Source organism: Streptomyces verrucosisporus (assembly GCF_017114865.1).
In the GTDB taxonomy this organism is placed as follows: Bacteria; Actinomycetota; Actinomycetes; order Streptomycetales; family Streptomycetaceae; genus Streptomyces; species Streptomyces fenghuangensis.
Genome location: NZ_JADEYH010000012.1, coordinates 78,061 through 103,101 on the forward strand (window position 1 = coordinate 78,061; position 25,041 = coordinate 103,101).

Here is a 25,041-nt window from a genome sequence, read left to right on the forward strand (position 1 = left end):
AGTGCGGTACGAAAGGCCCGCCCTCACCGCACCAGCGGCATCGAGGCCAGCTCCGCCACCAGCCAGGCCGCCGACCCCAGCACGCCCAGCAGGGCCGCCACGCGCAGCGCGGCGGCGGTGCGCAGCAGCCGGTTCGGCACGCCCAGCCGCCGCAGCCCGTCGTTGGCGGGAGCGCGGGCCGCACGGAACTCCGACGCCGCGCTCAGCGCCCCCGCCACCGCGCACACCACGACCACCGCCGCGCCCAGCGCTGCCAGCGGCCCCACCGACGCCTCCCCGCCGCCGAGGACCGTACCCGGCCCGTGCAGCCGGACCGCCGTCAGCGCCCCCGCCGCCACAGCGCACAGCACCCCCACCGGGTGGCCCACGCGCGGTGCCTCCTCACGCAGCACCCGGCCCGCCAGCAGCCGCAGCACTCCCGGCCGGCCGACAGCCAGCAGCAGTCCGCACAGATGGACCAGGCCCGGACCGGCCAGCACCAGCCCCGAGGCGATCAGCAGCCAGCCGGCCACGACTCCCGGTCCCAGGGCGTCCGGGGGGCCCGGCAGCTGTGCCAGCGGTCCGGCGGAGGCGACGAACCGCTCGGCGGCGTAGGACTCCAGGGCCAGGCCGGCCGCGGTGACCGCCACGCCCCAGGGCAGCCCGGCGGGCGCCGGCGGCGGCCGGTGGGGGAGGACGGCGGGCGGCTCCACCCGGTGGCCGCGGGGTGCCGTCCTCATCCGGGCGGCCGCCGCGCTCGCCCCGGCGGCGGCCAGCGGCGGCACGGCCAGCAGCGTCAGAGCCGCGGCCCGCGGCAGCGGCTGCCCGGCGCCCAGCAGTTCGCCCGCCGCCCCGGCCAGCGGCATCCCTTCGAGCGCACCGCCGGACGTGCCGCCGAGCAGACCGCCGAGCACACCGGCGAGTCCTCCGCGCAGATGGAGGAAGACCGGCAGGGCCAGCGCGCACCCCAGCGCGCAGTACAGGCCCGTGGTGAGCGCCGCCAGCAGCGGCAGCCGCGCGGGCCCCACCCCGACCGCGTCCAGTGCGGCCCGGGGGCGTACGCCCGGGTCGCTGCGGACGGCGGTGACGGCCAGATGAGTACAGGCGGCCAGCGGCACCGCGCACCACAGCAGCCGGGCCGTCGCCGCGCCGGGCCGCTCGGGGTGGGCGACGGCGTGGCCCAGTGCGCTCAGCAGCAGGAACCCCACGGCTCCGGCGGTGCAGGCGACCAGTGCCCGCCGCGCCAGCGCCGAGGGGCGAAAGGTGCGTACTAGGCGGAGAGCGAGCACGCGGCCCTGCCCTCCGGACCGGGCCGCACGGGTGCGTCCGTGGGCGGCGGGGCGTCGGCGCCGACCCGGCGGCCGTCCACGAGTGTGACCGCGCGGTCCGCCACGCCCGCCACCCTGGGGTCGTGGCTGGCCAGCACCACCGTGATCCCGTGCGAGCGGGCCGCGGTGGTCAGGGTGCGCAGCACCTGGGCGCGGTCCGCCTGGTGCAGCGGGGCGGTCGGCTCGTCGGCGAAGACCACCGCGGGGGAGTGCGCCAGCGCGCGGGCGATGGCCACCCGCTGCCGCTGCGCCTGCATCAGCGCGCCCGGCCGGCTGCGGGCGCAGTACCCGACGTCCAGCCGCTCCAGCCACTCGCACGCCGTGCGGCGGGCCCGGCGCCGCCCGGTGCCCGACAGCAGCAGCGGCAGCGCGGCGTTCTCCCACACCGTCAGCTCCGGCAGGAGGTGCGGTTCGCTGCCGACCCAGCCGAAGCGGTCACGGCGCAGCCGCTCGCGGGCGGGTGCGGGAAGGGCGTGCAGGGGGACGCCGTCGAACCACACCTCGCCCCGCGCCGGCACCAGCCGTCCCGACAGGCAGCCCAGCAGCGTGGACTTGCCGCAGCCGCGCGGTCCGGTGACGGACAGGACCTCGCCCCCGCGGACCCCGACGCACACGTCCAGCAACGCGGGCGAGCCCTCGTGCTCGTGGTGCAGCCCACGTGCCCAGAGCAGATCCTCGGGTGCAGCCACCATGACGGGCACCTCCGCTCCTCGCCTTCGGGTCGTGCCCCCTCCCTGACGGGGTACAACGAGCGCCAGGGGGGATCGGTCACTGGCACGGTACGGACCGCGGCCGCGGCCGGGACGGCGGCGGGCGCGGGAGCCGCCCAGTTTCCTCCGAATGGTCCTTCGAGGAGTCCTCCTCCAGTATTTCCGCCATTCGAGTGTCCGGAGCGGAAGAACTCCCGGAGGAGTGGGTGTGTCCAACACGTTCTTCGATGGTTAGGGTGGGTGTCCTACTCATCGGACAACAGAGCAGGAGTGCGCGAAGATGGGCACCGAACTGCGTCGGCTGCGCAACTACATCGACGGGGAGTTCCGGGACGCCGCCGACGGGCGCACCACCGAGGTCGTCAACCCGGCGACCGGTGAGGTGTACGCGACGGCGCCGCTGTCCGCCGCCGCCGACGTCGACGCCGCCATGGCAGCGGCCGAGGCCGCCTTCCCGGCCTGGCGCGACGCCACCCCCGGCACCCGCCAGACCGCCGTACTCAAGATCGCCGACGCGATCGAGCGGCGCGCCGACGAACTGCTGGCGGCCGAGTGCGAGAACACCGGCAAGCCGCTGGAGCTGACCCGGCAGGAGGAACTGCCGATGATGCTCGACCAGATCCGCTTCTTCGCCGGCGCGGCCCGCATGCTGGAGGGCAAGTCCGCCGGCGAGTACATGGAGGGCATGACCTCCTTCGTGCGGCGCGAGCCGGTCGGCGTCTGCGCCCAGGTCGCGCCGTGGAACTACCCGATGATGATGGCCGTGTGGAAGTTCGCCCCGGCGCTGGCCGCGGGCAACACCGTCGTCCTCAAGCCGTCGGACACCACCCCGGCCTCAACCGTCCTGCTCGCCGAGATCATCGGCGGGGTGCTGGGGGAACTGGGCCTGCCCGCCGGGATCTTCAACGTCGTCTGCGGCGACCGCGACACCGGCCGCCTGATGGTCGAGCACCGCGTCCCGGCGATGGCCTCCATCACCGGCTCGGTCCGCGCGGGTATGGAGGTGGCCGGCAGCGCGGCCAAGGACGTCAAGCGGGTCCACCTGGAGCTGGGCGGCAAGGCCCCCTGCGTGGTCTTCGAGGACGCCGACGTCCCGGCCGCCGTCGAGGGCATCCGCGACGGCGGTTTCTTCAACGCCGGGCAGGACTGCACCGCGGCCACCCGCGTACTGGTCCACGAGTCGGTCCACGACGAGTTCGTCGCGGCCCTCACCAAGGCCGCCGCCGAGGTGCGGACCGGCGACCTCGGCGACGAGGACTGCTTCTACGGTCCCCTGAACAACCCCACCCACCTGGAGAAGGTCACCGGCTTCATCGAGCGCCTGCCCGACCACGCCAAGGTCGAGACCGGCGGCCACCGCGTCGGCGACAAGGGCTACTTCTTCGCCCCGACGGTGGTCTCCGGCCTGCGGCAGGACGACGAGATCGTCCAGAACGAGGTCTTCGGCCCGGTCATCACCGTCCAGAAGTTCACCGACGAGGCCGAGGCCGTGCGCCACGCCAACGACGTCGAGTACGCCCTGGCGTCCTCGGTGTGGACCAAGGACCACGCCCGCGCGATGCGGATGTCCAGGGCGCTGGACTTCGGCTGCGTGTGGATCAACACCCACATCCCGCTGGTGGCCGAGATGCCGCACGGCGGCTTCAAGAAGTCCGGCTACGGCAAGGACCTCTCCGCGTACGGCCTGGAGGACTACACCCGCGTCAAGCACGTGATGACGGCGCTCTGACACACTCGCGTCCCGGCGCGACGCCGCGCCGCCCGGCCCCCACGCCCCTCCCGGGCGCGGGGGCCGCAGCGTTCGCCCGCACGAACGGCGCGTGCAGCCGGCCGGTGACGTGGAGCGACCGAACGGGGGAGCGGGCACGGCGCGGCCGTGCGGTCCGGTCTCCGTGCGCACGGACGTGGTCCGGCACGACGGCGGGCGGCGCGCAGACCACGCGGGCCATGCGGACCGGAGAGCACCCGAGAACATGACCAGGCCCCCGCGGCCGCATCACCACCAGCCGCAGCCGCCGCACTACGCCGGGCCGCCGGGCCCGTCCGGGCCGGGCGCCGGTCAGCCCCGCCAGGAAGCCAGGTAGGCGTCGATCTCGGCGGACAGGGACGACTTGACCTGCGCGGGCGCGAACGAGGCCGTCACGGCGTTCTTCGCCAGCTCCGCCACCCCGGCCGCGTCCAGCCCCAGCAGCCGGGCGGCGATCTCGTACTCGGTGCACAGGTCGGTGCCGAACATCGGGGGGTCGTCGCTGTTGACGGTGACCAGAACCCCCGCCTTCACCATCTCGGCGATCGGGTGCTCGTCCAGTGAGGTCACGGCGCGGGTGGCGATGTTGGAGGTCGGGCAGACCTCCAGCGGGATGCGGTGCTCGGCCAGGTACGCCAGCAGCTCCGGGTCGCGCACGGAACTGGTGCCGTGCCCGATGCGCTCGGCGCGCAGCGAGTCCAGGGCGTCCCAGACGGTCCGCGGCCCGGTGGTCTCGCCCGCGTGCGGGACGCTGTGCAGCCCCTCGGCGATCGCGCGGTCGAAGTACGGCTTGAACTGCGGGCGCGGCACCCCCACCTCCGGACCGCCCAGCCCGAAGGAGACCAGGCCCTCGGGGCGCAGCTCGCAGGCCAGCCGGGCGGTCTCCTCTGCCGCCTCCAGGCCCGCCTCGCCGGGGATGTCGAAGCACCATCGCAGGGTGACGCCCAGCTCGGCGGCCGCGGCCCGGCGGGCGTCCTCGATGGCCTCCATGAAGGCGCGCTCGGGTATGCCGCGCCGTGTCGAGCTGTAGGGGGTGACGGTCAGCTCGGCGTAGCGGATGTTCTGGCGGGACATGTCCCGGGCGACCTCGTAGGTCAGCAGCCGGACGTCCTCGGCGTCGCGGATCAGGTCCACCACGGACAGGTAGACCTCGATGAAGTGGGCGAAGTCACTGAAGGTGAAGAACTCCGCGAGCGCGTCCTCGTCGGCCGGGACCGCGGAGTTCGGGTGCCGGGCGGCCAGCTCGGCCACGATGCGGGGGGAGGCCGATCCGACGTGGTGGACGTGGAGTTCGGCCTTGGGAAGGCCTGCGATGAACGCGGACAGACCGCCGCTGCCGGGGCTGGACAAGATTCCTCCAGATGGACGAGAGCGCGGCCATGGTAGGCGGGAGCCGGGCGAGGCGCACACACGCCTACGATGGCCCGACACTCGAAGAGGAGGGGACATGCCGGAGAACCCGGGCCCGGGGGAGGGCGTACCGCTGGGCAAGGCCGGCGGACAGGAGGCCGGCCCGTCGCCGTCCGGCCGACCGGCCGTGACGGCGTTCGTGCCGCCGGCCGGACAGCCGCAGCAGCCGCAGCCGCCCGTACAGGGATACGGGCAGTGGCCCGGGCAGGGGCACGCGTACGGCGGTCCGTGGCCGGGAGCCGTGCCCCAGCCCGGCCACGGGTACGGGCCGGCGGGTCCGGTGGCCGGCTGGATGCCACCCCCGCGGCCACCGCAGACCAGCGGCATCTGCACCGCGGCGATGGTCCTCGGCATCGTCAGCATGGTGCTGGTGACGACCTTCTACGGCGCGGTCCTGGCCGTCGTCACCGGTCCCGTCGCCATCGGCCTGGGCATCACGGCGCGCCGCAGGGTCAAGCGGGGCCAGGCGTACGGCAGCGGCCAGGCGACGGCCGGGCTCGTCCTCGGGGTGGTCTCCTTCGTGGCCTCGGCCGCGCTCATCGCGCTGGGCGCCTGGTTCGTCCTCAACATCGACCGGTTCGAACCGGAGGAGGAGTGGCACGAGGACACCAACCACACCCAGGTGGTGGACCGGGCGCCCGCCTCCGGCGGGTACGGCCCGCCGGCCGGGGCGGTCTAGCGGCCGCCCGGCGGGTCCGGGCGGTTCCGTCCGGGCCGCCCGGACCCGCCGGAGGCGGCGAGGACGGCCGCCAGCAGCGGCACGCCCAGACACCAACTGCCCAGCACGTCCAGCGGCCAGTGGTACCCGCGCCACACCAGCCCCGCGCCCACGGCGGCGCACACCAGCGCGGCCGCCGCCGGCAGCGTCCACCGGACCAGCCGGGCCCACCGCGGCCGCGCGCGGAGGCGGGCCAGCAGCAGTGCGGCGGCGCCGTAGGCGACCACGGCCGTCGCCGCGTGGCCGGAGGGGAAGTAACCGGTGCCGCCGAGCGGGCCGGGCCGGCCGGTCAGCGCCTTCAGCGGCGCCACCAGAGCCGGTACGGCGGCCATCGCCGCGGCGGCCGCCAGGACCGCCGGCGGCGGGCGGCGACGGCGTCCGCGCGCCCACACGTACGCCAGTGCGGCGGCCAGGACGGGCAGCGCGACCTCGACGTTGCCCAGGTCGGCGAGGGACTCGGCGAGAGCGGCCGGCGGGGCGTCCTCGCGCATCCGGCGCGCCAGGCGCTCGTCCTCCTTCGCCAGTGGTCCGTCGGCGGCCACCTGCCAGGTGACCGCGGCGAAGAGCAGCAGGGGGAGGAGCACGGCCGAGAGCACCGTCAGGAGTACGGCCGACAGCGGAAGCGGCCGGGAACCGCGGAACGGCGGCCCCGGAACAGGGGGGAGGGTTCCGGGGCCGCCGCGGCGACCGGTCACCGCTCGCCCCGGGGGGTGTGGGGCGGGCGGCCGTCCGATCGGTGAGGAGTGTGCGCGAGGGCACAGCCGGGCCGGATGAGGGGAATCACCGGCTCGGTACCGTCCGCGGGGGCCCGCGGACGGGACACCGCGTTCTTCCGAGGAAGACCGTACGGCAGGCTGCGGGCGGAGGACAGGCGTGTCACCGCAAGGCCATGGCCCTCGCACACGTTCTTCACGCGGCTCCTCGTTCCGGGACGATCGCCCCGGGTGTCATCCCAGGCTCGCCAGGGCCTCCTCGACGACGTCCAGGCCCTCGTTCAGCAGATCCTCCCCGATGACCAGCGGAGGCAGGAAGCGGACCACGTTGCCGTAGGTGCCGGTGGTCAGCACCAGCACGCCCGCCTGGTGGCAGTGCCTGGCCACGGCGGAGGTGGCCTCGGAGTCGGGCTCCTTGGTGCCGGGCTTCACCAGCTCGACGGCGATCATCGCACCCCGGCCGCGGACCTCGCCGATCACGCCGTGCTGCTGGGCCATCTTCTCCAGCCGGGGCTTCATGATCTCCTCGATGCGGCGGGCCTTCGCGTTCAGGTCCAGCTCGCGCATCGTCTCGATCGCGCCCAGGGCCGCGGCGCAGGCCACCGGGTTGCCGCCGTAGGTGCCGCCGAGGCCGCCGGAGTGCACGGCGTCCATGATCTCGGCACGGCCGGTGACGGCGGCCAGCGGCAGGCCGCCGGCGATGCCCTTGGCGGTGGTGATCAGGTCCGGGACGATCCCCTCGTCCTCGCAGGCGAACCACTGGCCGGTGCGGCAGAAGCCGGACTGGATCTCGTCCGCGACGAAGACGATGCCGTTGTCGCGGGCGAACTCGGCGATGCGCGGCAGGAAGCCCTTGGCGGGCTCGATGAACCCGCCCTCGCCCAGCAGCGGCTCGATGACGATCGCGGCCACGTTCTGCGCCCCGACCTGCTTGGAGATCTGGTCGATCGCCTGGGCCGCGGCCTCCTCGGCGCAGTTGTCCGGGCCGGTGGGCCAGCGGAAGGGGTAGGCGACCGGCACCCGGTAGACCTCGGGCGCGAACGGGCCGAAGCCCTGCTTGTAGGGCATGTTCTTCGCGGTCAGCGCCATGGTGAGGTTGGTGCGGCCGTGGTAGCCGTGGTCGAAGACGACGACGGCCTGGCGCCCGGTGTACGAGCGGGCGATCTTCACGGCGTTCTCGACCGCCTCGGCGCCGGAGTTGAACAGCGCCGACCGCTTGGCGTGGTCGCCGGGGGTGAGCTTCGCCAGCTCCTCGCAGACCTCCACGTAGCCCTCGTAGGGGGTCACCATCACGCAGGTGTGCGTGAACAGCTCCAGCTGGGCGGCGGCGCGGCGCACCACGGCCTCGGCGCTGTTGCCGACCGAGGTCACGGCGATGCCGGAGCCCAGGTCGATGAAGGAGTTGCCGTCGACGTCCTCCAGGACGCCGCCCCCGGCACGGGCGGCGAACACGGGCATGACCGCCCCCACGCCCGCAGCCACGGCCGCCTGCTTGCGGACCGCCAGCTCCTGCGACTTCGGTCCGGGGATCGCGGTGACGACGCGGCGCTCCTGGGGGAGAGCGGGGCCTTTGGACAGTTCGGTCATGGCAGACTCCTCGGGCTCATCGGTGCGAAGGGGTGTTCATGGGTGTGGTTCCTCGCAGGCTAGGGCGGGGGAGGGGCCGTCGACATGCACCGCCGCGGAGAAGTGTCCGTGTCGTGTTGGCCGCGGTGGACATGGCCGGTTGTGTACGACGGCCAACTGCGTTCGCCGGGGACTAGATTGGGACGGTGGACGGGCGAGGGGTGCCGGACGAGGAGCTGGGCGGGGCATGGTGAACGGCGGGGCGCACGGGACATGGGGGGCAGGAGATCCGGGGGACCCGCGCAGGGCGCGCGGCGGGCAGGCGGACCTGCCGGCGCCGCCGCCCCCGCCCGTGCCCCCGATGCCGCGGCAGGCGCCCGCGGCCGGGCCGTCCCTGGGCGAGTGGCTGCGCACACCGCGTCCCGAGGCGGGACCCGGCATCTGGCGGTACGGGTACCGGCCCAGGCCGCCGGAGGACCCCGACCGGCTGGACGACCGGCAACTGCTGGGTGGCGCGGCGCTGATGGTGCTCTGCGGGCTGCTGCTGTGGTCGTTGTGCTGGAACGGCTACATCGATTTCTGGGTGAAGCCACTGGAATGGTTCACACCCGATTCCTGGCGTCAACCGGGTGGGGACCGCGAGGCGTTCGTCCGGGCGGCGAAGATCTACGAGTACCTGTTCACCCTCGTCTTCTTCTCGGCCGTCATCTGGATGGCCCGGGGCAGGGAGATCTGGCGCCGCTACGTGCGCCCGCGGCTGCGCGGGCCGGGCGGGCAGGAGAGGACGGGGGGAGGGGCGGGGCGGCCCGCCGATCCGGCGGCCGCGCCCCCCGGGGGGCCCGCCGATCCGGCGCTGTGGCCCCAGCTGCGGGCCGTGGGCGAGCACGCCGCGGCCGACCGGCTGACGGCCGAGATCCACGGCGGCCGGATGAACGACGTCGACTACGTACGGATCGACCGCGCCTGGCAGGCGGTACGCGCGCGGTACGAACAGCTGCCCGCCTTCGCCGAGGCCGTGCTCGGCCGGGGAGCGGCCGCATTCGCCCACCCCTCCGGCGACCGCGACCTGCCCGTCCGGGCGGCCCGGCACGACCTGCTGACCGGGCAGGTGCGGCTGGGCGCCGCACCCGAGGAGGAGCGCAACCCGTACGCCTACCGGGGTGTCCGCCTCGCACTTGAGCCCGCGCTGCTGAGCACCTCGATGCTGGTGGTGGGGCCGTCTGCGGCGGGCAAGACCAGCCGGGTCGTGCGGCCGGTGGTGGAGTCCCTGGCCCTCCAGGCCCTCGCCGGGCGGGCCGCCGTGGTCGCCGTGGGCACGGCGGGCGCCGGGCTCGGCCCCGACGAGGCCTACGACGTGGTGATCCGGCTCGGCGACCCCGGGTCCGCGCACGACCTCGACCTCTACGGCGGCACCGACGATCCGGACGAGGCCGCCGCCGTCCTGGCCGAGGCGCTGGTCGGGGACGCGCCCGGCGGACCGGCGGGCCCCGGCGGCGCGGGCGGCTTCGGAGGCGAGGCCGACACCCGCCGTGCCGCCACCGCCCTCGCCCAGCTCATCGGCCCCCACCGGACCGCCCACGGCCGCTTCCCGTCCGTGCCGGAGCTGCGCGAGCTGCTCGACGGGGTGCCCGTCGCGCTCGCCGCGCTGCGCCAGGCGTGCGAGGCCGCCGGGGACGGCGCCGCTCTGCGCGAACTGGACGCCCGCGAACGCCAGTCCGGGCGGCCCGGTGATCCGGGACCACTGCTCGCGGACCGGATCGCGCTGTTGGACCGGCCCGCGTTCGCCGGGTTCTTCGCCACCGGCGGCACCACCCGACCCTTCGCCATGAGCGATCTGGCGCACCCGCTGAGGGTACGGATCGACCTGCCCGAACGCGGTCACGCCGAGGCGTCCCGGCTGCTGGCCCGGCTGCTGCTCGCCCAGTTCACCGCCTGCGCCCGCGACCGCGACGAACGCTCCCTGTTCGCCTGCCTGGTGCTCGACGACGCCGCGCACACCCTCACCCCCGCCTCCGTACGCGCCGTCCAGCGGCTGCGGACGGCCAACGCGGGGGTGGTGCTGGCGCTGCGCAGCCTGGACGAGGTGCCCGAGCCGCTGCGTGCGGCGGCGGTCGGGGCGGTCGGCTGCCGGGTGGTGCTGTCGGGGGTGAGTACCTGGGACGGCGAGGTGTTCGCGCAGGCGTGGGGCCGGGAGTGGGTGAAGACCGAGGACGTCACCCACAACCCCGACTTCTCCGGCGGCACACTCCGGCGCGCCCTGCGCGGGATCCGGACCCTGTTCACCGGGGTGCGGGCGACCACCCGCTCGGTCACCGTGCGCACGGTCCAGCGCGAGCGCTGGTCCGCCTCCGACCTCGCGCACAAGGTGCCGCCGGGCCACGCGGTGGTGTCGCTGACCACCGTCCGGGGCGAGGCGAGCCCACCGGTCCTCGCCCGGCTCGGGGAGTAGCCGGGGCGCGCGGTACCCGGAAGTGGGCCGGAGCGGGCGGCCCGGAGCGGGCGTACGACGGCGCGTACGGCTGTACGGTCGGTAGTGGTGCGGCCTTATCCTTGCTACCGCACGGACAAAAACCGCTGCCCTCCTCTCCCGCCCGGCCGGGCCTCCGGCGAGCGGTCGAACGCCGGAAAGGGCCACAGGTCAGCCATGTCGATCACCCTCGCCTCGCTGGTCCGGAACTCCTCCCTCAAGCTCGCCGTCCTCGCGGGCGAGGAGCGGCTGGGCGTCCCGGTGCGCTGGGCGCACGTCAGCGAGCTTGCCGACCCGGTGCCGTATCTGGACGGCGGGGAGCTGCTGCTGGTCACAGCGATGAAGCTCGATGTCGAGGATCCGGAGGCGATGCGCCGCTACGTCGCCCGGCTGGACGCCGCCGGTGTGGTCGGGCTGGGCTTCGCGGCCGGGGTGGCCTACGACACGGTGCCCCCGGCACTGCTGGACGCCGCCCGTGAGGCCGGCTTCCCGCTGCTGGAGGTGCCCCGGCGCACCCCGTTCCTGGCCATCGTCAAGGCGGTCTCGGCGGCGGGCGCCGCCGAGCAGTACCGCGCGGTCAGGGCCGGGTTCGAGGCCCAGCGGGAGATGACCCGCGCCGTGCTCTCCGCGCGCGGCACGTCCGGTCTGCTGGCGAAGCTGGCGGCCCATGTGGACGGCTGGGCCGCGCTCTACGACGTCTCCGGCGCGCTGGTCGCCGCCGCCCCGTCCTGGGCCTCCCGCCGCGCCGCGGAGCTGACCGACGAGGTGCGGCGGCTGCGGGACCGTTCCGCCACCGCGAGCGCCGTGGTGAGCGGGACCGGCGGCCGGTCGGGCGACCGGGTGGAGCTGCAGTCGATCGGCTCGGGGCGCCGGGTCAGGGCGGTCCTCGCGGTCGGCACCGGCGTCCCGCCGGGTACCGCCGAGCGCTACGCCGTCAACTCCGCCGTGGCGCTGCTGACGTTGACCACCGAGCGGTCCCGGGCTCTGCTGGAGGCCGAGCAGCGGCTGGGCGCGGCGGTGCTGCGGATGCTGCTGGCGGGGGAGGCCGACCACGCCCGGGCGGTCGCCGGTTCGCTCTACGGCACGCTGCTGGACGAGCCGCTGCGGGTGGTCGTGGCCGAGGGCGCGTCGGTGCGGGGCAAGGCGGCGGACCCCCGGGAGCCCGGTGCGGGCGGGGCCGCGGGCGGCGCTTCCGAGGGGACGGGCGGGCCGGAGGGCGCTCTGCCCGCCGGGGTGGAGGCGCTCGCGGAGAGGACCGAGTCGGCCGCCGCCCGGGCCGGGGAGTCCGTCCTGCTGGTCCGGCACGACCGGCGGCTGGTGGGACTGGTGGCGGACGGCGGCGCCGCCGCGGCCGCCTGTGCGGACTTCGCGGGCCGGGCCGAGACGGCGGCCGGGGGCGGCCCGGTGGGCGCCGGCACGGAACACGGGGTGGTCGTCGGCGTCTCGGCGCCCGCCGGACTCGCCTCCGTGGCCGCGGCGTTCAAGCAGGCCGGGCAGGCGCTGTCCGTCGCCCGCCGCCGGGGCCGGGCGCTGGTCGAGCACGAGGACGTGGCCTCCGGCTCGGTCCTCCCGCTGCTGGCCGACGAGGCGGTGCGCGCCTTCGCCGACGGGATGCTGCGCGCGCTGTACGAGCACGACGCGCACGGCCGCGGCGATCTGGTCGCCTCGCTGCACGCCTGGCTCTCCCGGCACGGGCAGTGGGACGCGGCCGCCGCCGACCTCGGCGTCCACCGGCACACCCTCCGCTACCGGATGCGGCGGGTCGAGGAGATCCTCGGCCGGTCGCTGGACGATCCGGACGTGCGGATGGAGCTGTGGCTGGCGCTCAAGGCGACGGCGACCGTGCCCCCGGTCCGGAAGGACCAGGGGCGGTCCCGCAAGGGCTGAGCCCGGGAGGACTGGAGCCCGGAGCCCGGATCCCGCGGACCGGAATCCCGGAGGGCCGGGCGCGGCCGGGGCACCGTCAGGGCGTCAGGAGCAGTACTGCTGCTCCTTGCCGATCGAGCGGTACATGCAGTCGGCGTTCTCCATCAGCAACAGGACGGCGTCCTCGTTGCGGCTGGTCTCCCGCTCGATCACCTCGTCGGGCGGGTAGAAGCCGTCCCGCCCGTTCGGCCCGGGGTACATCTCGAAGGTGTAGCTGAAGATGCCCTGGTCGGCCCACATCCAGTCGTTGATCGTGCCGTCGGTGATGTACAGGTCGCTGGACTGCTGGGGGGTGTAGCCGTTGGTGGCGGCCATCGCCCTGCCGACGGTGGCGAAGGCGTCGCGGTCGTCCCGGGTGAGCCCCGGGGCGGTGTCGTTGTAGGTGTAGCCGTAGGGCCACAGCACCAGTTCGCTGTAGGTGTGGAAGTCGATGTGCGCCTTGATCTGCTGCTCTCCGCCCACGACGCGGCTGCGGACGAAGTCGGCGACCACCCGCACCTCCGGCGCGGACCCGGCGTACGGGCCGCGGTAGGTGGAACTCCAGGTGCTGGAGGAGGAGCCGCCGCAGCAGCCCCAGTTGTAGTACCAGTTGCGGTTGAGGTCGGTGCCGACGTACCAGGAGCCGGAGTTGGGCTGGCGGTTCTTGCGCCAGCTCCGGTAGCTGCCCGAGGCGATGTCGTACTCGCCGCCGTCGGGGTTGACGTCGGCGATCACCCACAGCTCCCGGGTGTCCACCATGCGGGTGATGCGGGAGTCGGTGCCGTACCGCTCGCCGAACTCGCGGATGACGTACAGCGCCATCTCCACGGTCAGGTGCTCGCGGGCGTGCAGGTGGTGGGTGAGCAGCACCTCCGGCTCGTTCTCGTCGGCGGCGACGTTGTCGCTGATCTTGACGGCGACGATGTCGCGGCCTTCGTAGGTCTTGCCGATGACCTGCTTGGCCATGATGTCCGGGTGGTCCCGCACGTACCCGTTGATGGCCGCCATGGTCTCGGCGTAGTTGTGGTAGCCGGAGTCGCTCGGCGGGTAGTCGAGGGTGCCGACCTCGTCGCTCCCGGCGCTCCGCTGAGGGGGCGCAGGCAGGGTGGTGAGGCGGTGGCCGGCCTTGCGCAGCTTGTCGGCCTGCGCGGCGTCGGCGGTGACCACCACCGAGTGCTCGCGCACCGCGTCGATGGCCGTGCCCGTGCGGGCGATGGCCGTGCGCTGTTCGACGCCGGTGATCCCGGCGATCTCGTACTGCCGCTCACCGGCGGGGGTGGCCCGCCGGCCGTCGTCTCCGGGGGCGGCGGTGGCCTGCGCTCCGAGCGGAACGGCCAGTGCGAGGGAGAGGAGGAGGGCGGCGGTGAGGGTCCGCCGCCCGTGAGGACGTCTACGCATCGCGTCTCCTGGGGTGTCCAGTTCGACGGGTGGGGTTGGTGCGTTCTGTGCTGTGTCATGGTCGCGGCAAAGCGGTGGGCGGGCAACCGGGCCTTCTCCGACAAAGCGGCGCGCGGAACAACCCGAGTGATACGCGCCGGACAAGAGTCCCGCACGGCTTCGGCCCCTACGGTGGTGCCGGGAGCCGGCCGCGCAGCAGCCGGGCCCCGACCACCACCTCCACCGCTCCACCACTTCGGAAGGGCCGGGATACGCAGTGACCACAGCGACTTCCCCACACGCGTTCTGGCTCGCCGGCCGCGAGGCGACCGGCGACGAGACCTTCGAGGTCACCTCGCCCTGGGACGGCCGGACCGTCGGCACCGTCAGCATCCCCACCGAGGCACAGGTCGAGCAGGCCGTGGCCGCCGCGGCCGAGGTGGCCGCCGAGTTCGCGGCCACTCCCGCGCATGTGCGCGCCGCCGCCCTGGACCATGTCCACCGGCGGCTGGCCGAGCGCGCCGAGGAGATCGCGAAACTGATCTCCGCCGAGAACGGCAAGCCCATGAAGTGGGCCCGCGGTGAGGTCGGCCGCTGCGTGTCGGTCTTCCGCTGGGCCGCCGAGGAGGCCCGCCGCTTCAACGGCGGCACCGCGCAGCGGCTGGACACCGACGCGGGCGGGACCGGCCGCCTCGCCCTGACCCGGCGCTTCCCGCGCGGGCCGGTGCTGGGCATCGCGCCGTTCAACTTCCCCCTCAACCTGTGCGCCCACAAGGTGGCCCCGGCCATCGCGGTCGGCACGCCGATCATCCTCAAGCCCGCCCCGGCCACCCCGCTGTCCGGGCTGCTCATCGGCGAGCTGCTGGCCGAGACGGACCTGCCGGCCGGCTCCTGGTCGGTGCTCCCCGTCCCCAACGACCGCATGCCCTCCCTGGTGGCCGACGAGCGCCTGCCGGTCATCTCCTTCACCGGTTCCGGCCCGGTGGGCTGGTCCATCCTGGACACCGTGCCCCGCAAGCGCGTCACTCTGGAGCTGGGCGGGAACGGCGCGGCCGTCGTACTGGCCGACTACTCCTCCGACGCCGACCTGGACCGGGCCGCGCAGCGCATCGCGACCTTCTCCAACTACCAGGGCGGCCAGTCCTGCATCTCCGTCCAGCGCGTCATCGCCGACGTCTCGGTCCACGACCGGCTGGTGCCCCGGGTGGTCGAGGCCGTCGAGGCGCTGGCCACCGGCGATCCGTCCGACGACGCCACCGACGTCGGCCCGCTGATCAGCGAGGACGCCGCCAAGCGGGTGGAGTCCTGGGTGGACGAGGCGGTCGCGGCCGGCGCGAAGCTGCTGACCGGCGGCAAGCGCGACGGCGCCACCTACGCCCCCACCGTCCTCGCGGACGTGCCCGCCGACGCCTCGGTCTCCTGCGAGGAGGTCTTCGGCCCCGTGCTCACACTGACCTCGGTCGACGGCGAGGAAGCAGCCTTCGCCGCGGTCAACGACTCCAGGTACGGCCTGCAGGCCGGGGTGTTCACCCACGACGTGCAGGCGGCCTTCCGCGCCCACCGCGCTCTGGAGGTCGGCGGTGTGGTCATCGGCGACGTCCCCTCCTACCGCGCCGACCAGATGCCCTACGGCGGCACCAAGGAGTCCGGCGTCGGACGCGAGGGCGTGCTGTTCGCCATGGAGGACTACACCTACGAGCGGGTGATGGTCCTCACCGGCCTGGACCTGTAGTCACCGCTCCCCTCGCCCGGTTCGCCGCGGTCCGGCCCCGGAGGAAGGGCCGGGCCGCGGCGCGGGCCCGCCCGTCGTCAGGTCGCTTCGGCGCAAGAGGGTGCGCCGAAGCCCAGGCGGGCCAGTCTGAGGGGGCCGTGCAGGGTGACGCGCAGATCGCGCACTCCCGAGGGCGGATCGTCCAGGCGGGCCCGCACGGTGGTGTAGGTGTGGCGGTCGCCGGTGCACGGGACGGTGAGACGTGCCAGAACGCCGTCCTCGCCGCCCCGGCCGTCCTCGCCGCCGCTGCTCTCCAGGCGCAGGACGATCTCCGCCTCGCCCGGCTCGGCGCGCGCCGCCTCCACCGTCACAGAACCGGCACCGGATCCGGCATCGGCCGTGAAGTCGCAGTCGTGGAAGACCAGTTCGGCCACCCCCGGACCGGCGGGGGCGACCGCGTCACCGCGCTCCCGGCTCAGATCCACCAGCTCGGTGCCGCTCTGCCCGTCGTAGTCGGCGGCCCGGATGTCGCCCACCGGACGCGGGGCGCCGGGCTCGCCGTCGACGCGGAAGACCGCGCTGCGGCGGATGTCGGCGCTGGAGGCGCCGAGGTCGGCGGCGTAGGAGCCCGGGGCCACCCGCCACCGGCCGTGGGCCACGTCCCACAGCCCCAGGGCCCGGGAGACCGGGACGGTGAACTCCACCTCCCGCGACGCGCCCGGGTCCAGCCGGACGCGGCGGTGGGCCGCCAGCGCGCGGTGCGGACGGGGCAGCCGGCGTCCGGCCACCTCGACGGCGCGCACATAGAGCTGGACCACCTCGTCGCCCGCCACCGCGCCGGTGTTGGTCACCGTGCAGCGGACGGTCAGCATCCGGCCGTCGCAGCAGACCTCCGGCTCGCCGTAGCCGAAGGAGGTGTACGACAGGCCGTGGCCGAACGGGTAGAGCGGAGTGCCGTCGAAGTACAGGTAGGTGGTGCGCGAGCCGATGACGTCGTAGTCCAGCAGACCGGGCAGATCGGCGTCGGAGGCGTACCAGGTCTGCGGCAGCCGTCCGCCCGGTGAGACGTCGCCGGCCAGCACGGCGGCCAGCGCTTCCCCCGCCGCCTGCCCGCCGTGGGCGGTCCACAGCAGCGCGGGCAGCGCCTCGTCCGCCTCGCCGACCGCGTACGGGTAGGCCGAGGTGAGCACCAGGGCGGTACGCGGGTTGGCGTCGCGGGCCGCCCGCCACAGCCGGTCCTGCTGCGGCGGAAGGGCGAGGGTGGTGCGGTCCTCGGTCTCGCGCCCGCCGATGTGCGGGTCGTTGCCCGCGACGACGATCACCACGCCGGCCTCCCGCGCGGCGGCCCGCACCTCGTCCTCGCCGCGCCGGACGGTCTCGACGGTGAACACCGTGCCCGGCCCGTCCCCGGCGGCAACCCGGACGCAGCCGGCGGCGACTTCCACGTACCGGCCCGTCCCCCGGTGCCTGAGGAGGTGCCCGCCGTCGTGGGGTTCCAGCCCGAAGGTCTCCTGGACCACCCAGCCGCCCGGCTGCTCGGCCGAGGCGCGTACGAAGCCGTCGTCGGCGACCGACAGGTAGCGGCCGCCGTCCGCGCGCAGCGTCAGCACCCCGCCGCCCCAGTCCACCAGCGCGAACTCCTCCCCGGCGCCCCCGCTCACCGTCAGCGGCGGCAGATCGGTGCGGCCGCGCAGCAGCGCCGGGTCCAGCGCGCCCGCGGCCGCCGGATCGCCGGGCCCCCGCTCACCGGGGCCGGCCCCGGGCACGGCCAGCCACCCGCCCGGGCAGCGCAGCCGCACCCGGTCGGCGCCCTCGGCGTACACCACCCGGTCCGTCCCGAACCGCTCCCGCAGTCCGTCCAGTGGGGTGGAGCGGCGCAGCAGCGCGCCGCTGTACCAGTCGAGCTTGCACTCGTCGGCCAGCAGCCCGACGACCGCCACCCGCACCCCGTCCGCCAGCGGCAGCAGACCGTCGTTGCGCAGCAGGACGATCGCCTGCTCGGCGGCCTCGCGCGCCAGCTCCCGGTGCCCGGGGGTGTCGAACGCGGCGTCCCCGTCGAACGGTTCGGGGTCGAACTCGCCCAGCGAGCAGCGCATCGCCAGCAGCCGCAGCACCGCCGCGTCCACGTGCTCCTGCCCGATCAGGCCGCGCTCCAGCGCGCCGCGCACCCGGGAGGTGATCGGCGAGGAGTCCTCGCCGTGGTCGGTGAAGCTGTCCACCCCGGCGCGCAGGGCGGCGGCGGTGGCCTCCTCGTGAGTGGTGAAGTAGCCCTGGGAGTCGGCCAGGTTGCTGGGCGCGCCGGCGTCCGAGCACACCACAAGGTCGTGGTCGCACCAGGTGCGCAACTGCTCGGCCAGCAGCGGCGAGAGGTGGTTGGGGCGGCCGTTGACCAGGTTGTACGCGGGCATCACCCCGGCCACCGCGCCCGCCCGGACGGGGCCGCGGAAGGCCGGCAGCTCGTACTCGTGCAGCACCCGCGGGCGCACCGAGGCCGAGGAGGTGTCGCGGTCGGTCTCGTTGTTGTGCGCCAGCCAGTGCTTGAGCACCGGGGCGGTGCGCCATCGGGCGGGGTGGTCCCCGCGCAGTCCGCGGGTGTACGCGGTGGCGATCGCGGCGGTCAGAAGCGGATCCTCGGAGTAGCCCTCCTCGTTGCGGCCCCACAGCGGATGGCGCAGCAGGTTGACCGTGGGCGACCATACGTTCAGCCCGACACGCGGGTCGCGCTCGCGCATCGCGCGCACCTCCCGCCCGACGGCCTCGCCCACCCGCCGCACCAGTTCCTCGTTCCAGGTCGCCCCGAGCCCCACGGCCTGGGGGAAGACGGTGGCCGGGCCCATCCAGGCCACGCCGTGCAGCGCCTCCTGGCCGGTGCGGAAGGCGGCGACGCCCAGACGCTCCACGGCGGGGGCGAACTGGTGCAGCATCGCGACGCGCTCGTCGGGCGTGAGCCGCGCCAGCAGGTCGGCGGCGCGCTCACGGGCCGGCAGGGCCGGGTCGCAAAATGGCGGCTGGTCGGTGCTCACGTGCGGAAGGTCTCCTCGGGGAGATGGGCGGCCACCGCCGCGCGGCGGTGCGTGCTGCGGGGCGTGCTGTGGCGCGGCGGTACACGATTCGAAGCGCTTCGATGCTGGGGTGACAGCGGGGCGGGTGTCAAGGATCCGAACGCGAGACGGCCGTCCGGACCCGTGAATTTCCTGTATCCGGGCCGCTTCCGGTGCTTCGATGTTTCTTCGCCACGACCCTTGCGCGGTATGACCCTCGCACTTAATCTCGGCGCAACATCGAAGCGCTTCGACCAACCTGCCCGACCGGCGGGGCCGCACGCCGTCCATCCCGTCCGTCCCGCCGACGCGCCGCCACGAAGGGTTGCCGCCATGTCCCAGACCACCAGCCCCAGCCGGAGAACCTTCCTCGCCTCGACGGCCGTCGCCGCCGCGGCGGTGGGTGGTCTGCCGCTGCTGTCGGCGTGCTCCTCCGAGGGCGGCGGCAACCGGAACGAGGGCACGACGACGAAGAAGGACGCGGCGAAGATCCTTCCGGCGTACGTCGCCTCGAAGGTCGTCGAACCCGACATCCCCAGCGAGAACGGATCGCGCCCCGGCTTCACCGGCAAGGCCGAGTCGTACGACGCGCTGCCCGCCTCCGTCCCCGAGAAGCTGGGCAGGGGCGGCGAGGTGGCCGTCATGAGCCCGCTGTGGGGCACCCCGCCGGAGAAGGACTGCGCCTACTACCGGGCCGTCGACAAGGCCATCGGGGTGAAGGTCGACTGGCAGACCCAGGACGGCAACACCTACGGCGAGAAGCTCGGCGCCGTCCTCGCCTCCAGCGGCATCCCGGACATGGTGGTCATCCCCAGCTGGGAGATGCAGGGCAAGATCCCCAGCGCCATCGGAAGCCGCTTCGCCGACCTCGGCCCGTACCTGTCGGGCGACAAGGTCAAGGCCTACCCCAACCTCGCCGCGATCCCCACCGCCGCCTGGCAGATGTCCATCTTCGGCGGGAAGCTCAGAGGTCTGCCCATCCCGTCGGGCGCGGTCGACATCATCATCCCCTACTACCGCCAGGACGTCTTCGAGGACAAGGGCTGGGAGGTGCCCACCAGCCCGCAGGAGTTCATGGACCTCGCCAAGGAGATCACCGCGCCGAGGTCGAAGGTGTGGGCGTGCGAGGACATGAAGTGGACGGCGTTCAACGTCTTCGGCGTGCTGCCGGACAAGCCCTACTGCTGGCAGTGGCAGGGAAAGAAGCTCGTCCACCGCATCGAGACGGACAACTACCTCGAGGCGCTGGAGTGGACCCGCAAGCTCTACGCCGCCGGCGTCGTCCACCCCGACGCCAAGACCGGCCGGGGCGACGCCGGCACCCGCTTCACCGCCGGCCAGTCGATGATCATGAACGACGGCAACGCCAAGTGGTACGGCTGGACCTTCGAGCAGAGCGAGCAGAATCCGGATTTCCGCGTCCAGGGCATGGACATCTTCGGCCACGACGGCGGCGACCCGCAGCTGTACTTCGCCAACCCGGCCGGCATCTGGGCCTTCGTCAACCGCAAGGCCCCCGAGGAGACCGTCCAGGAGTGCCTGGCCATCGCCAACTTCGCCGCCGCCCCCTACGGGACGAAGGAGAACCGCCTGGTCAGGTACGGAGTGGAGGGCACCCACCACACGCTCAAGGACGGCGTGCCCGCCAAGACCGAACAGGGCGTCACCGAAGTCCAGGACACCTACTTCTTCACCGCCAGCGCCGAGGCCGTCGCCGCCTTCCCCGACCACCCCCGGGTGGTGCGGGACTGGTGCGGCTGGCAGCAGCGGATGGGCGCCTTCATGAAGAAGCCCCTGCTGTACGGGATGCAGGTTCGCGAACCCAACCGCTGGACCAACCTCAGCGACCCTTTCGAGGACCTGGAGAACGACGTGGTGCGCGGCCGCAAGAAGGTCTCCGACATGCAGAAGGCCGTCGAGGACTGGCGCCGGGCCGGCGGCGACGACCTGCGCGACTGGTACCGAAAGCTGATCGAGGACGCCGGCGAGTCCGCCGCCTGACACACCCGCGCCCACAGGCCCCCGGCCCGGCGGCGCGGCGCCCACCGCGGCGCACCGCACCACCACCGCACCGCCATCCCGGGCACCGGGCCGGGGCCGGAACGACGCTGACGAGGAGAGTCCCGTGTCCCACAGCACGGCCCCCGGCGAGGCACCGGCCGGCGGCACCGGCCCCACCGGGAGGGCCCCGGCACCCCATCTGGCCCCGGCCGCCCCGGCCGCCCCGGCCGGCTCGCCGACCGCGGACGGACAACCGCCGCACGGACGCGGCGGCGGACGCGACGGCGCCGGAAGCCGCGGGAAGACCGGGGCGTCCCCGCCCCCCGGCGGCATCACCCGGCGCCACCGGCTGCGCCGCGACCGCGCCCTGGTCCTGATGACGCTGCCCGCCCTGCTGCTGGTCCTGGTCTTCGCCTACGTACCGCTGCTGGGCAACGTCGTCGCCTTCAAGGATTTCGACCCCTACCTCGGCGACTCCTTCACCGAGTCCTTCGCCCTCAGCCCCTGGATCGGCGGCGAGAACTTCCAGCGGATGTGGGAGGACCCCTACTTCTGGTCGGCGGTCGAGAACACCCTGCTGATCTTCCTCATCCAGCTGGTGTTCTTCTTCCCCGTCCCCATCCTGCTGGCCCTGCTGATCAACAGCATCATCAGCCCCCGGGTGCGCGCCTGGGCGCAGGGCGTGCTCTACCTGCCGCACTTCTTCTCCTGGGTGCTGGTCATCACCGTCTTCCAGCAGATCCTCGGCGGCGCCGGGATCATCGCCCAGACCATGCGCGAGAGGGGCTGGGGCGGCGGCTTCGACCTGATGACCGACCCCGGCTTCTTCAAGTTCCTGATCACCTTCCAGGCCGTCTGGAAGGACGCCGGCTGGGGCATCATCGTCTTCCTCGCCGCGCTGGCCGCCGTCAACCACGAGCTGTACGAGGCCGCCGCCGCGGACGGCGCGGGCCGGTGGCGGCGGATGTGGCATATCACCCTGCCCGCGCTGCGCCCGGTGATCGCCCTGCTGCTGGTGCTGCGCGTCGGCGACGCCCTCACCGTCGGCTTCGAGCAGATACTCCTGCAGCGCACGGCGGTGGGCACCGGCGCGGCCGAGGTGCTGGACACCTACGTGTGGAACGTCGGCCTGGAGAACGGCGACTTCGGCTACGCGGCGGCCGTCGGCGTCGTCAAGGGCGTCTTCGGCCTCTGCCTGGTGCTGGCCGCCAACAAGACCGCCCACCTGCTGGGCGAGCAGGGGGTGTACAAGAAGTGAGCGTGCTGACCGAGGACCGCGGGACGGAGGGCGCCGGAGCCCGGATGCGCCCCGCCTGGGAGGAGCCCCCCAGCGGTGTCGGCACCGCCGCCAAGAGCGCGGTACTGGCCGTCGCCTGCCTGGCGATCCTCTTCCCGCTGTGGATCGTGGTCGTCACCAGCCTGTCGTCGGCCGAGACCATCCGCGAAGCCGGCGGCCTGGTGGTCGTGCCCGGCGGCATCACCTTCGAGGCCTACCGCGAGCTGCTCTCCGGAGGCCAGGTCACCCGGGCCACCGTCATCAGCGTCTGCGTCACCGTGACCGGCACGCTGTTCAGCATGGCCGTCTCGGTGCTGTGCGCCTACGGCCTGTCCCGCCCGGGCTCCTTCGGCCACCGCCCGATGCTGATGACGCTGCTGGCCACGATGTTCTTCGGCGCCGGACTGATCCCCACCTATCTGCTGGTCCAGTCCCTCGGCCTGATCGACACCTACGCCTCGCTGATCCTGCCCAGCGCGGTGAGCGTGTTCAACATCCTGGTGCTGCGGGCGTTCTTCATGAACACCGCGCCGGAACTGATCGACAGCGCCCGTATCGACGGCGCCGGCGAGTTCCGCATCCTGTGGCGGATCGTGATGCCGCTGTCGAGACCGGTGCTGGCGGTCATCTCGCTGTTCTACGCGGTCGGCTACTGGAGCGCCTGGTTCAACGCCTCGATCTACCTCAACGACCAGACCAAGATGCCGCTCCAGGTGGTGCTCAACCAGATCGTCCTCAAGGGCGAGCGGCCCGCGGGCATGTCCCAGATCATCAACACCGGCCAGATCCACACCCTCTCGGTGCAGATGGCCGTGATGGTGCTGGCCCTGGTGCCGGTCGCCGTGCTCTCGCCCTTCGTCCAGAAGCACTTCAAGAAGGGCGTGCTCATCGGTGCGGTCAAGGGCTGACCGCCCCCGCCGCCCTCACCGCCACCTCCCCGCCTCCGCCACCCCGGACCGATCCGATCACCGACCACAGCACACGGGCGACCGCGGCGCCCACTACGGAAGGCATCCTGTGACATCCCCGCCCAGGCCCACCCTCGCCGACGTCACCCGCGGCCGGATCCTCTACGGCGGCGACTACAACCCCGAGCAGTGGCCCGAGTCCGTCCGGCGCGAGGACGTCGCGCTGATGCGCGAGGCGGGCGTCAACCTCGCCACCGTCGGCGTCTTCTCCTGGGCCCGGCTCGAGCCCCGCCCCGGCGAGCGCGACTTCGGCTGGCTCGACCGCGTACTGGACCTGCTCCACGCGGGCGGGATCGGTGTCTGCCTGGCCACCCCGACCGCCTCCCCGCCCCCCTGGATGGGCGCCCGCCACCCCGAGACCCTGCCGCGCGACGAGACGGGCGCGGTCGTCTGGTACGGCTCGCGCAACCACTTCTGCGCCTCCTCGCCCGTCTACCGCGACCACGCCCTGCGCATCACCGCCGACCTCGCCGACCGCTACGGCGACCACCCCGCCCTGCGGCTGTGGCACGTGAACAACGAGTACGGCACCGCCTGCTGGTGCGACGTCACCGCCGCCCACTTCCGCCGCTGGCTGCGCGACCGCTACGGAAGCCTGGACGCCCTCAACGACGCCTGGGGCACGGCTTTCTGGAGCCAGCGCTACGGCGACTGGGAGGAGATCATCCCGCCGCGCCGTGCCCAGTACATGGTCAACCCCACCCAGGAGCTGGACTTCCGCCGCTTCACCAGCGACGCCCTGCTGGAGTGCTTCACCGCCGAACGCGACGCCCTGGTGGAGCGCACCCCGCGCATCCCCGTCACCACCAACTTCATGCCCCTGTTCGTCGGCCAGAACGGCTGGACGTGGGCCGAGCGCGAGGACGTCGTCTCCGTCGACCTCTACCCCGACCCCGCCGACCCGGAGAGAGACGACGGCGCCGCGTGGGGGGCGCTGGTGCAGGACCTCACCCGCTCCCAGGCACGCGGCCCCTGGCTGCTGATGGAACAGGCCGCGGGACCGGTCAACTGGCGCGGCGTCAACCACCCCAGGCCCGAGGGCCTGACGCGGCTGTGGTCGCTGCAGGCCGTGGCGCGCGGCGCGGACGGGATCTGCTTCTTCCAGTGGCGCCAGTCGCGGCAGGGCAGCGAGAAGTTCCACTCCGGGATGGTCTCCCACGCCGGGCCGCGCGGCCGCACCTTCCGCCAGGTGCGCCAACTGGGCGCGGATCTGGAGCGCCTGGGCGCTCTCACCGGCTCGCCCGTGACCGCGCGGGCGGCCGTACTGCACGACTGGAACGCCTGGTGGGCCACTCTGTCCGCCGGCCGCCCCTCGAATCTCCTCACCTACGAGCGGCCGCTGCGCGCCTGGCACCGCGCCCTGTGGGAGTCCCATCTGACCTGCGACTTCGCCCACCCCGAGAGCGGGCTGGAGGACTACGCCCTGATCGCCGTCCCCCATCTGTACCTGCTCACCGACGCCGCCCTGGACAACCTCGCCTCCTACGTCAGGGGCGGCGGCACCCTGGTGTGCGGCTTCTTCACCGGCGTCGTCGACACCGACGACCGGGTGCGCGAGGGCGGTGTGGACGCCCGGCTGCGCGAGGTGCTGGGCATCGGAACCGTGCACGAGTGGTGGCCGCTGGACGAGGGGAAGGTCCAGCCGCTCGCCTCCTGCGGGGACGACATCGCGGAAGGCGCCGTCGGCACCCTGTGGCGCGAGGACTTCGAGACCCTGCCCGGCACCGAGACCGTCGCCGCCTACCGGGGCGGCGAACTCGGCGGCCGGCCCGCGATCACCCGTCATCCCTTCGGCGACGGCACCGCCTGGTACCTGTCCACCCTCCCCGATCCCGCCGCGCTGCGCGCCCTGCTGTCCCGCGCGGCGGGCGAGGCCGGGCTGCGGCCTCCGCTTCCCGGACTGCCCACGGGAGTGGAGGCCGTACGCCGCGGCGGCCGGCTGTTCCTCCTCAACCACCGGCGCGAGCCGGCCACCGTCCCCCTGCCCGCCCCGGCGACCGACGAGCTCACCGGGCGGCGGCACGAGCACACGATCACCCTCGGCCGCCACGGCGCCGCCGTCCTGCGCGAGGCCCCGCCCGCGTAGGACGGCGGGCGGCGCCCCGCGCACAGCGGACAGCGCAG

Annotated in this window: 16 protein-coding genes; 9 read left to right on the forward strand and 7 right to left on the reverse strand. The window is 74.0% G+C overall.

What is annotated here, in order from left to right; all coding sequences use genetic code 11:
- Positions 1 to 23: 23 nt before the first annotated feature.
- On the reverse strand, positions 24 to 1,268 hold the full coding sequence (locus IQ279_RS15175) for a hypothetical protein (protein ID WP_206349047.1): 1,245 nt from the start codon (positions 1,266 to 1,268) through the stop codon (positions 24 to 26).
- Positions 1,250 to 1,999, reverse strand: coding sequence for an ABC transporter ATP-binding protein (locus tag IQ279_RS15180; RefSeq protein ID WP_206349048.1), 750 nt, complete (start codon positions 1,997 to 1,999; stop codon positions 1,250 to 1,252). Before IQ279_RS15180 ends, IQ279_RS15175 begins: the two co-directional genes overlap by 19 nt.
- A 298-nt stretch (positions 2,000 to 2,297) precedes the next feature.
- Between IQ279_RS15180 and IQ279_RS15185 the strand changes: the two genes are divergently transcribed.
- Positions 2,298 to 3,746, forward strand: coding sequence for a gamma-aminobutyraldehyde dehydrogenase (locus IQ279_RS15185; RefSeq protein WP_206349049.1), 1,449 nt, complete (start codon positions 2,298 to 2,300; stop codon positions 3,744 to 3,746).
- A 330-nt stretch (positions 3,747 to 4,076) separates the two neighbouring features.
- Here IQ279_RS15185 and IQ279_RS15190 read toward each other — a convergent pair whose 3' ends face one another.
- Entirely contained in the window at positions 4,077 to 5,213 is a 1,137-nt protein-coding gene (locus IQ279_RS15190) for an adenosine deaminase (protein ID WP_206349050.1), read from the reverse strand.
- Here IQ279_RS15190 and IQ279_RS15195 point away from each other — a divergent pair.
- Positions 5,212 to 5,853: a DUF4190 domain-containing protein gene (locus tag IQ279_RS15195; protein ID WP_206349051.1), complete on the forward strand. Its 642-nt coding sequence runs from the start codon at positions 5,212 to 5,214 to the stop codon at positions 5,851 to 5,853. The two genes, IQ279_RS15190 and IQ279_RS15195, sit on opposite strands and share 2 nt — an antisense overlap.
- Here IQ279_RS15195 and IQ279_RS15200 read toward each other — a convergent pair.
- On the reverse strand, positions 5,850 to 6,476 hold the full coding sequence (locus IQ279_RS15200; RefSeq protein WP_307792364.1) for a phosphatase PAP2 family protein: 627 nt from the start codon (positions 6,474 to 6,476) through the stop codon (positions 5,850 to 5,852). The two genes, IQ279_RS15195 and IQ279_RS15200, sit on opposite strands and share 4 nt — an antisense overlap.
- A gap of 363 nt (positions 6,477 to 6,839) precedes the next feature.
- A complete protein-coding gene (gabT, locus tag IQ279_RS15205) occupies positions 6,840 to 8,192 on the reverse strand; it encodes a 4-aminobutyrate--2-oxoglutarate transaminase (RefSeq protein ID WP_206349052.1) in 1,353 nt (450 codons plus the stop codon).
- A 340-nt stretch (positions 8,193 to 8,532) separates the two neighbouring features.
- Between gabT and IQ279_RS15210 the strand changes: the two genes are divergently transcribed.
- Entirely contained in the window at positions 8,533 to 10,620 is a 2,088-nt protein-coding gene (locus tag IQ279_RS15210; protein WP_241028145.1) for an ATP-binding protein, read from the forward strand.
- A 195-nt stretch (positions 10,621 to 10,815) separates the two neighbouring features.
- Positions 10,816 to 12,525: a PucR family transcriptional regulator gene (locus IQ279_RS15215; protein ID WP_206349054.1), complete on the forward strand. Its 1,710-nt coding sequence runs from the start codon at positions 10,816 to 10,818 to the stop codon at positions 12,523 to 12,525.
- 84 nt (positions 12,526 to 12,609) lie between these two features.
- On the opposite strand, the gene IQ279_RS15220 is transcribed toward IQ279_RS15215, so the two are convergent.
- On the reverse strand, positions 12,610 to 13,941 hold the full coding sequence (locus tag IQ279_RS15220) for a M14 family metallopeptidase (RefSeq protein WP_206349055.1): 1,332 nt from the start codon (positions 13,939 to 13,941) through the stop codon (positions 12,610 to 12,612).
- Positions 13,942 to 14,197: 256 nt separating this feature from the next.
- Between IQ279_RS15220 and IQ279_RS15225 the strand changes: the two genes are divergently transcribed.
- A complete protein-coding gene (locus tag IQ279_RS15225; RefSeq protein WP_206349056.1) occupies positions 14,198 to 15,652 on the forward strand; it encodes an aldehyde dehydrogenase family protein in 1,455 nt (484 codons plus the stop codon).
- 77 nt (positions 15,653 to 15,729) lie between these two features.
- Here IQ279_RS15225 and IQ279_RS15230 read toward each other — a convergent pair whose 3' ends face one another.
- The gene (locus IQ279_RS15230; RefSeq protein ID WP_307792365.1) at positions 15,730 to 18,654 is read right to left on the reverse strand and encodes a glycoside hydrolase family 3 C-terminal domain-containing protein; all 2,925 of its coding nucleotides are present in this window, start codon (positions 18,652 to 18,654) and stop codon (positions 15,730 to 15,732) included.
- 351 nt (positions 18,655 to 19,005) lie between these two features.
- Between IQ279_RS15230 and IQ279_RS15235 the strand changes: the two genes are divergently transcribed.
- From IQ279_RS15235 to IQ279_RS15250, 4 genes are all read left to right on the forward strand, one after another.
- Entirely contained in the window at positions 19,006 to 20,673 is a 1,668-nt protein-coding gene (locus tag IQ279_RS15235; protein ID WP_206349058.1) for an extracellular solute-binding protein, read from the forward strand.
- Between the two features lie 124 nt (positions 20,674 to 20,797).
- Positions 20,798 to 21,931 (forward strand): ABC transporter permease, encoded by a 1,134-nt coding sequence (locus tag IQ279_RS15240; RefSeq protein WP_307792366.1) that lies wholly within the window; start codon positions 20,798 to 20,800, stop codon positions 21,929 to 21,931.
- A gap of 44 nt (positions 21,932 to 21,975) precedes the next feature.
- Positions 21,976 to 22,857 (forward strand): carbohydrate ABC transporter permease, encoded by an 882-nt coding sequence (locus tag IQ279_RS15245; protein ID WP_206349120.1) that lies wholly within the window; start codon positions 21,976 to 21,978, stop codon positions 22,855 to 22,857.
- A gap of 109 nt (positions 22,858 to 22,966) precedes the next feature.
- Positions 22,967 to 25,003 carry a beta-galactosidase gene (locus tag IQ279_RS15250; RefSeq protein WP_206349059.1) on the forward strand — a complete coding sequence of 679 codons (2,037 nt, stop codon included), beginning with the start codon at positions 22,967 to 22,969 and terminating at the stop codon, positions 25,001 to 25,003.
- Positions 25,004 to 25,041: the final 38 nt, after the last annotated feature.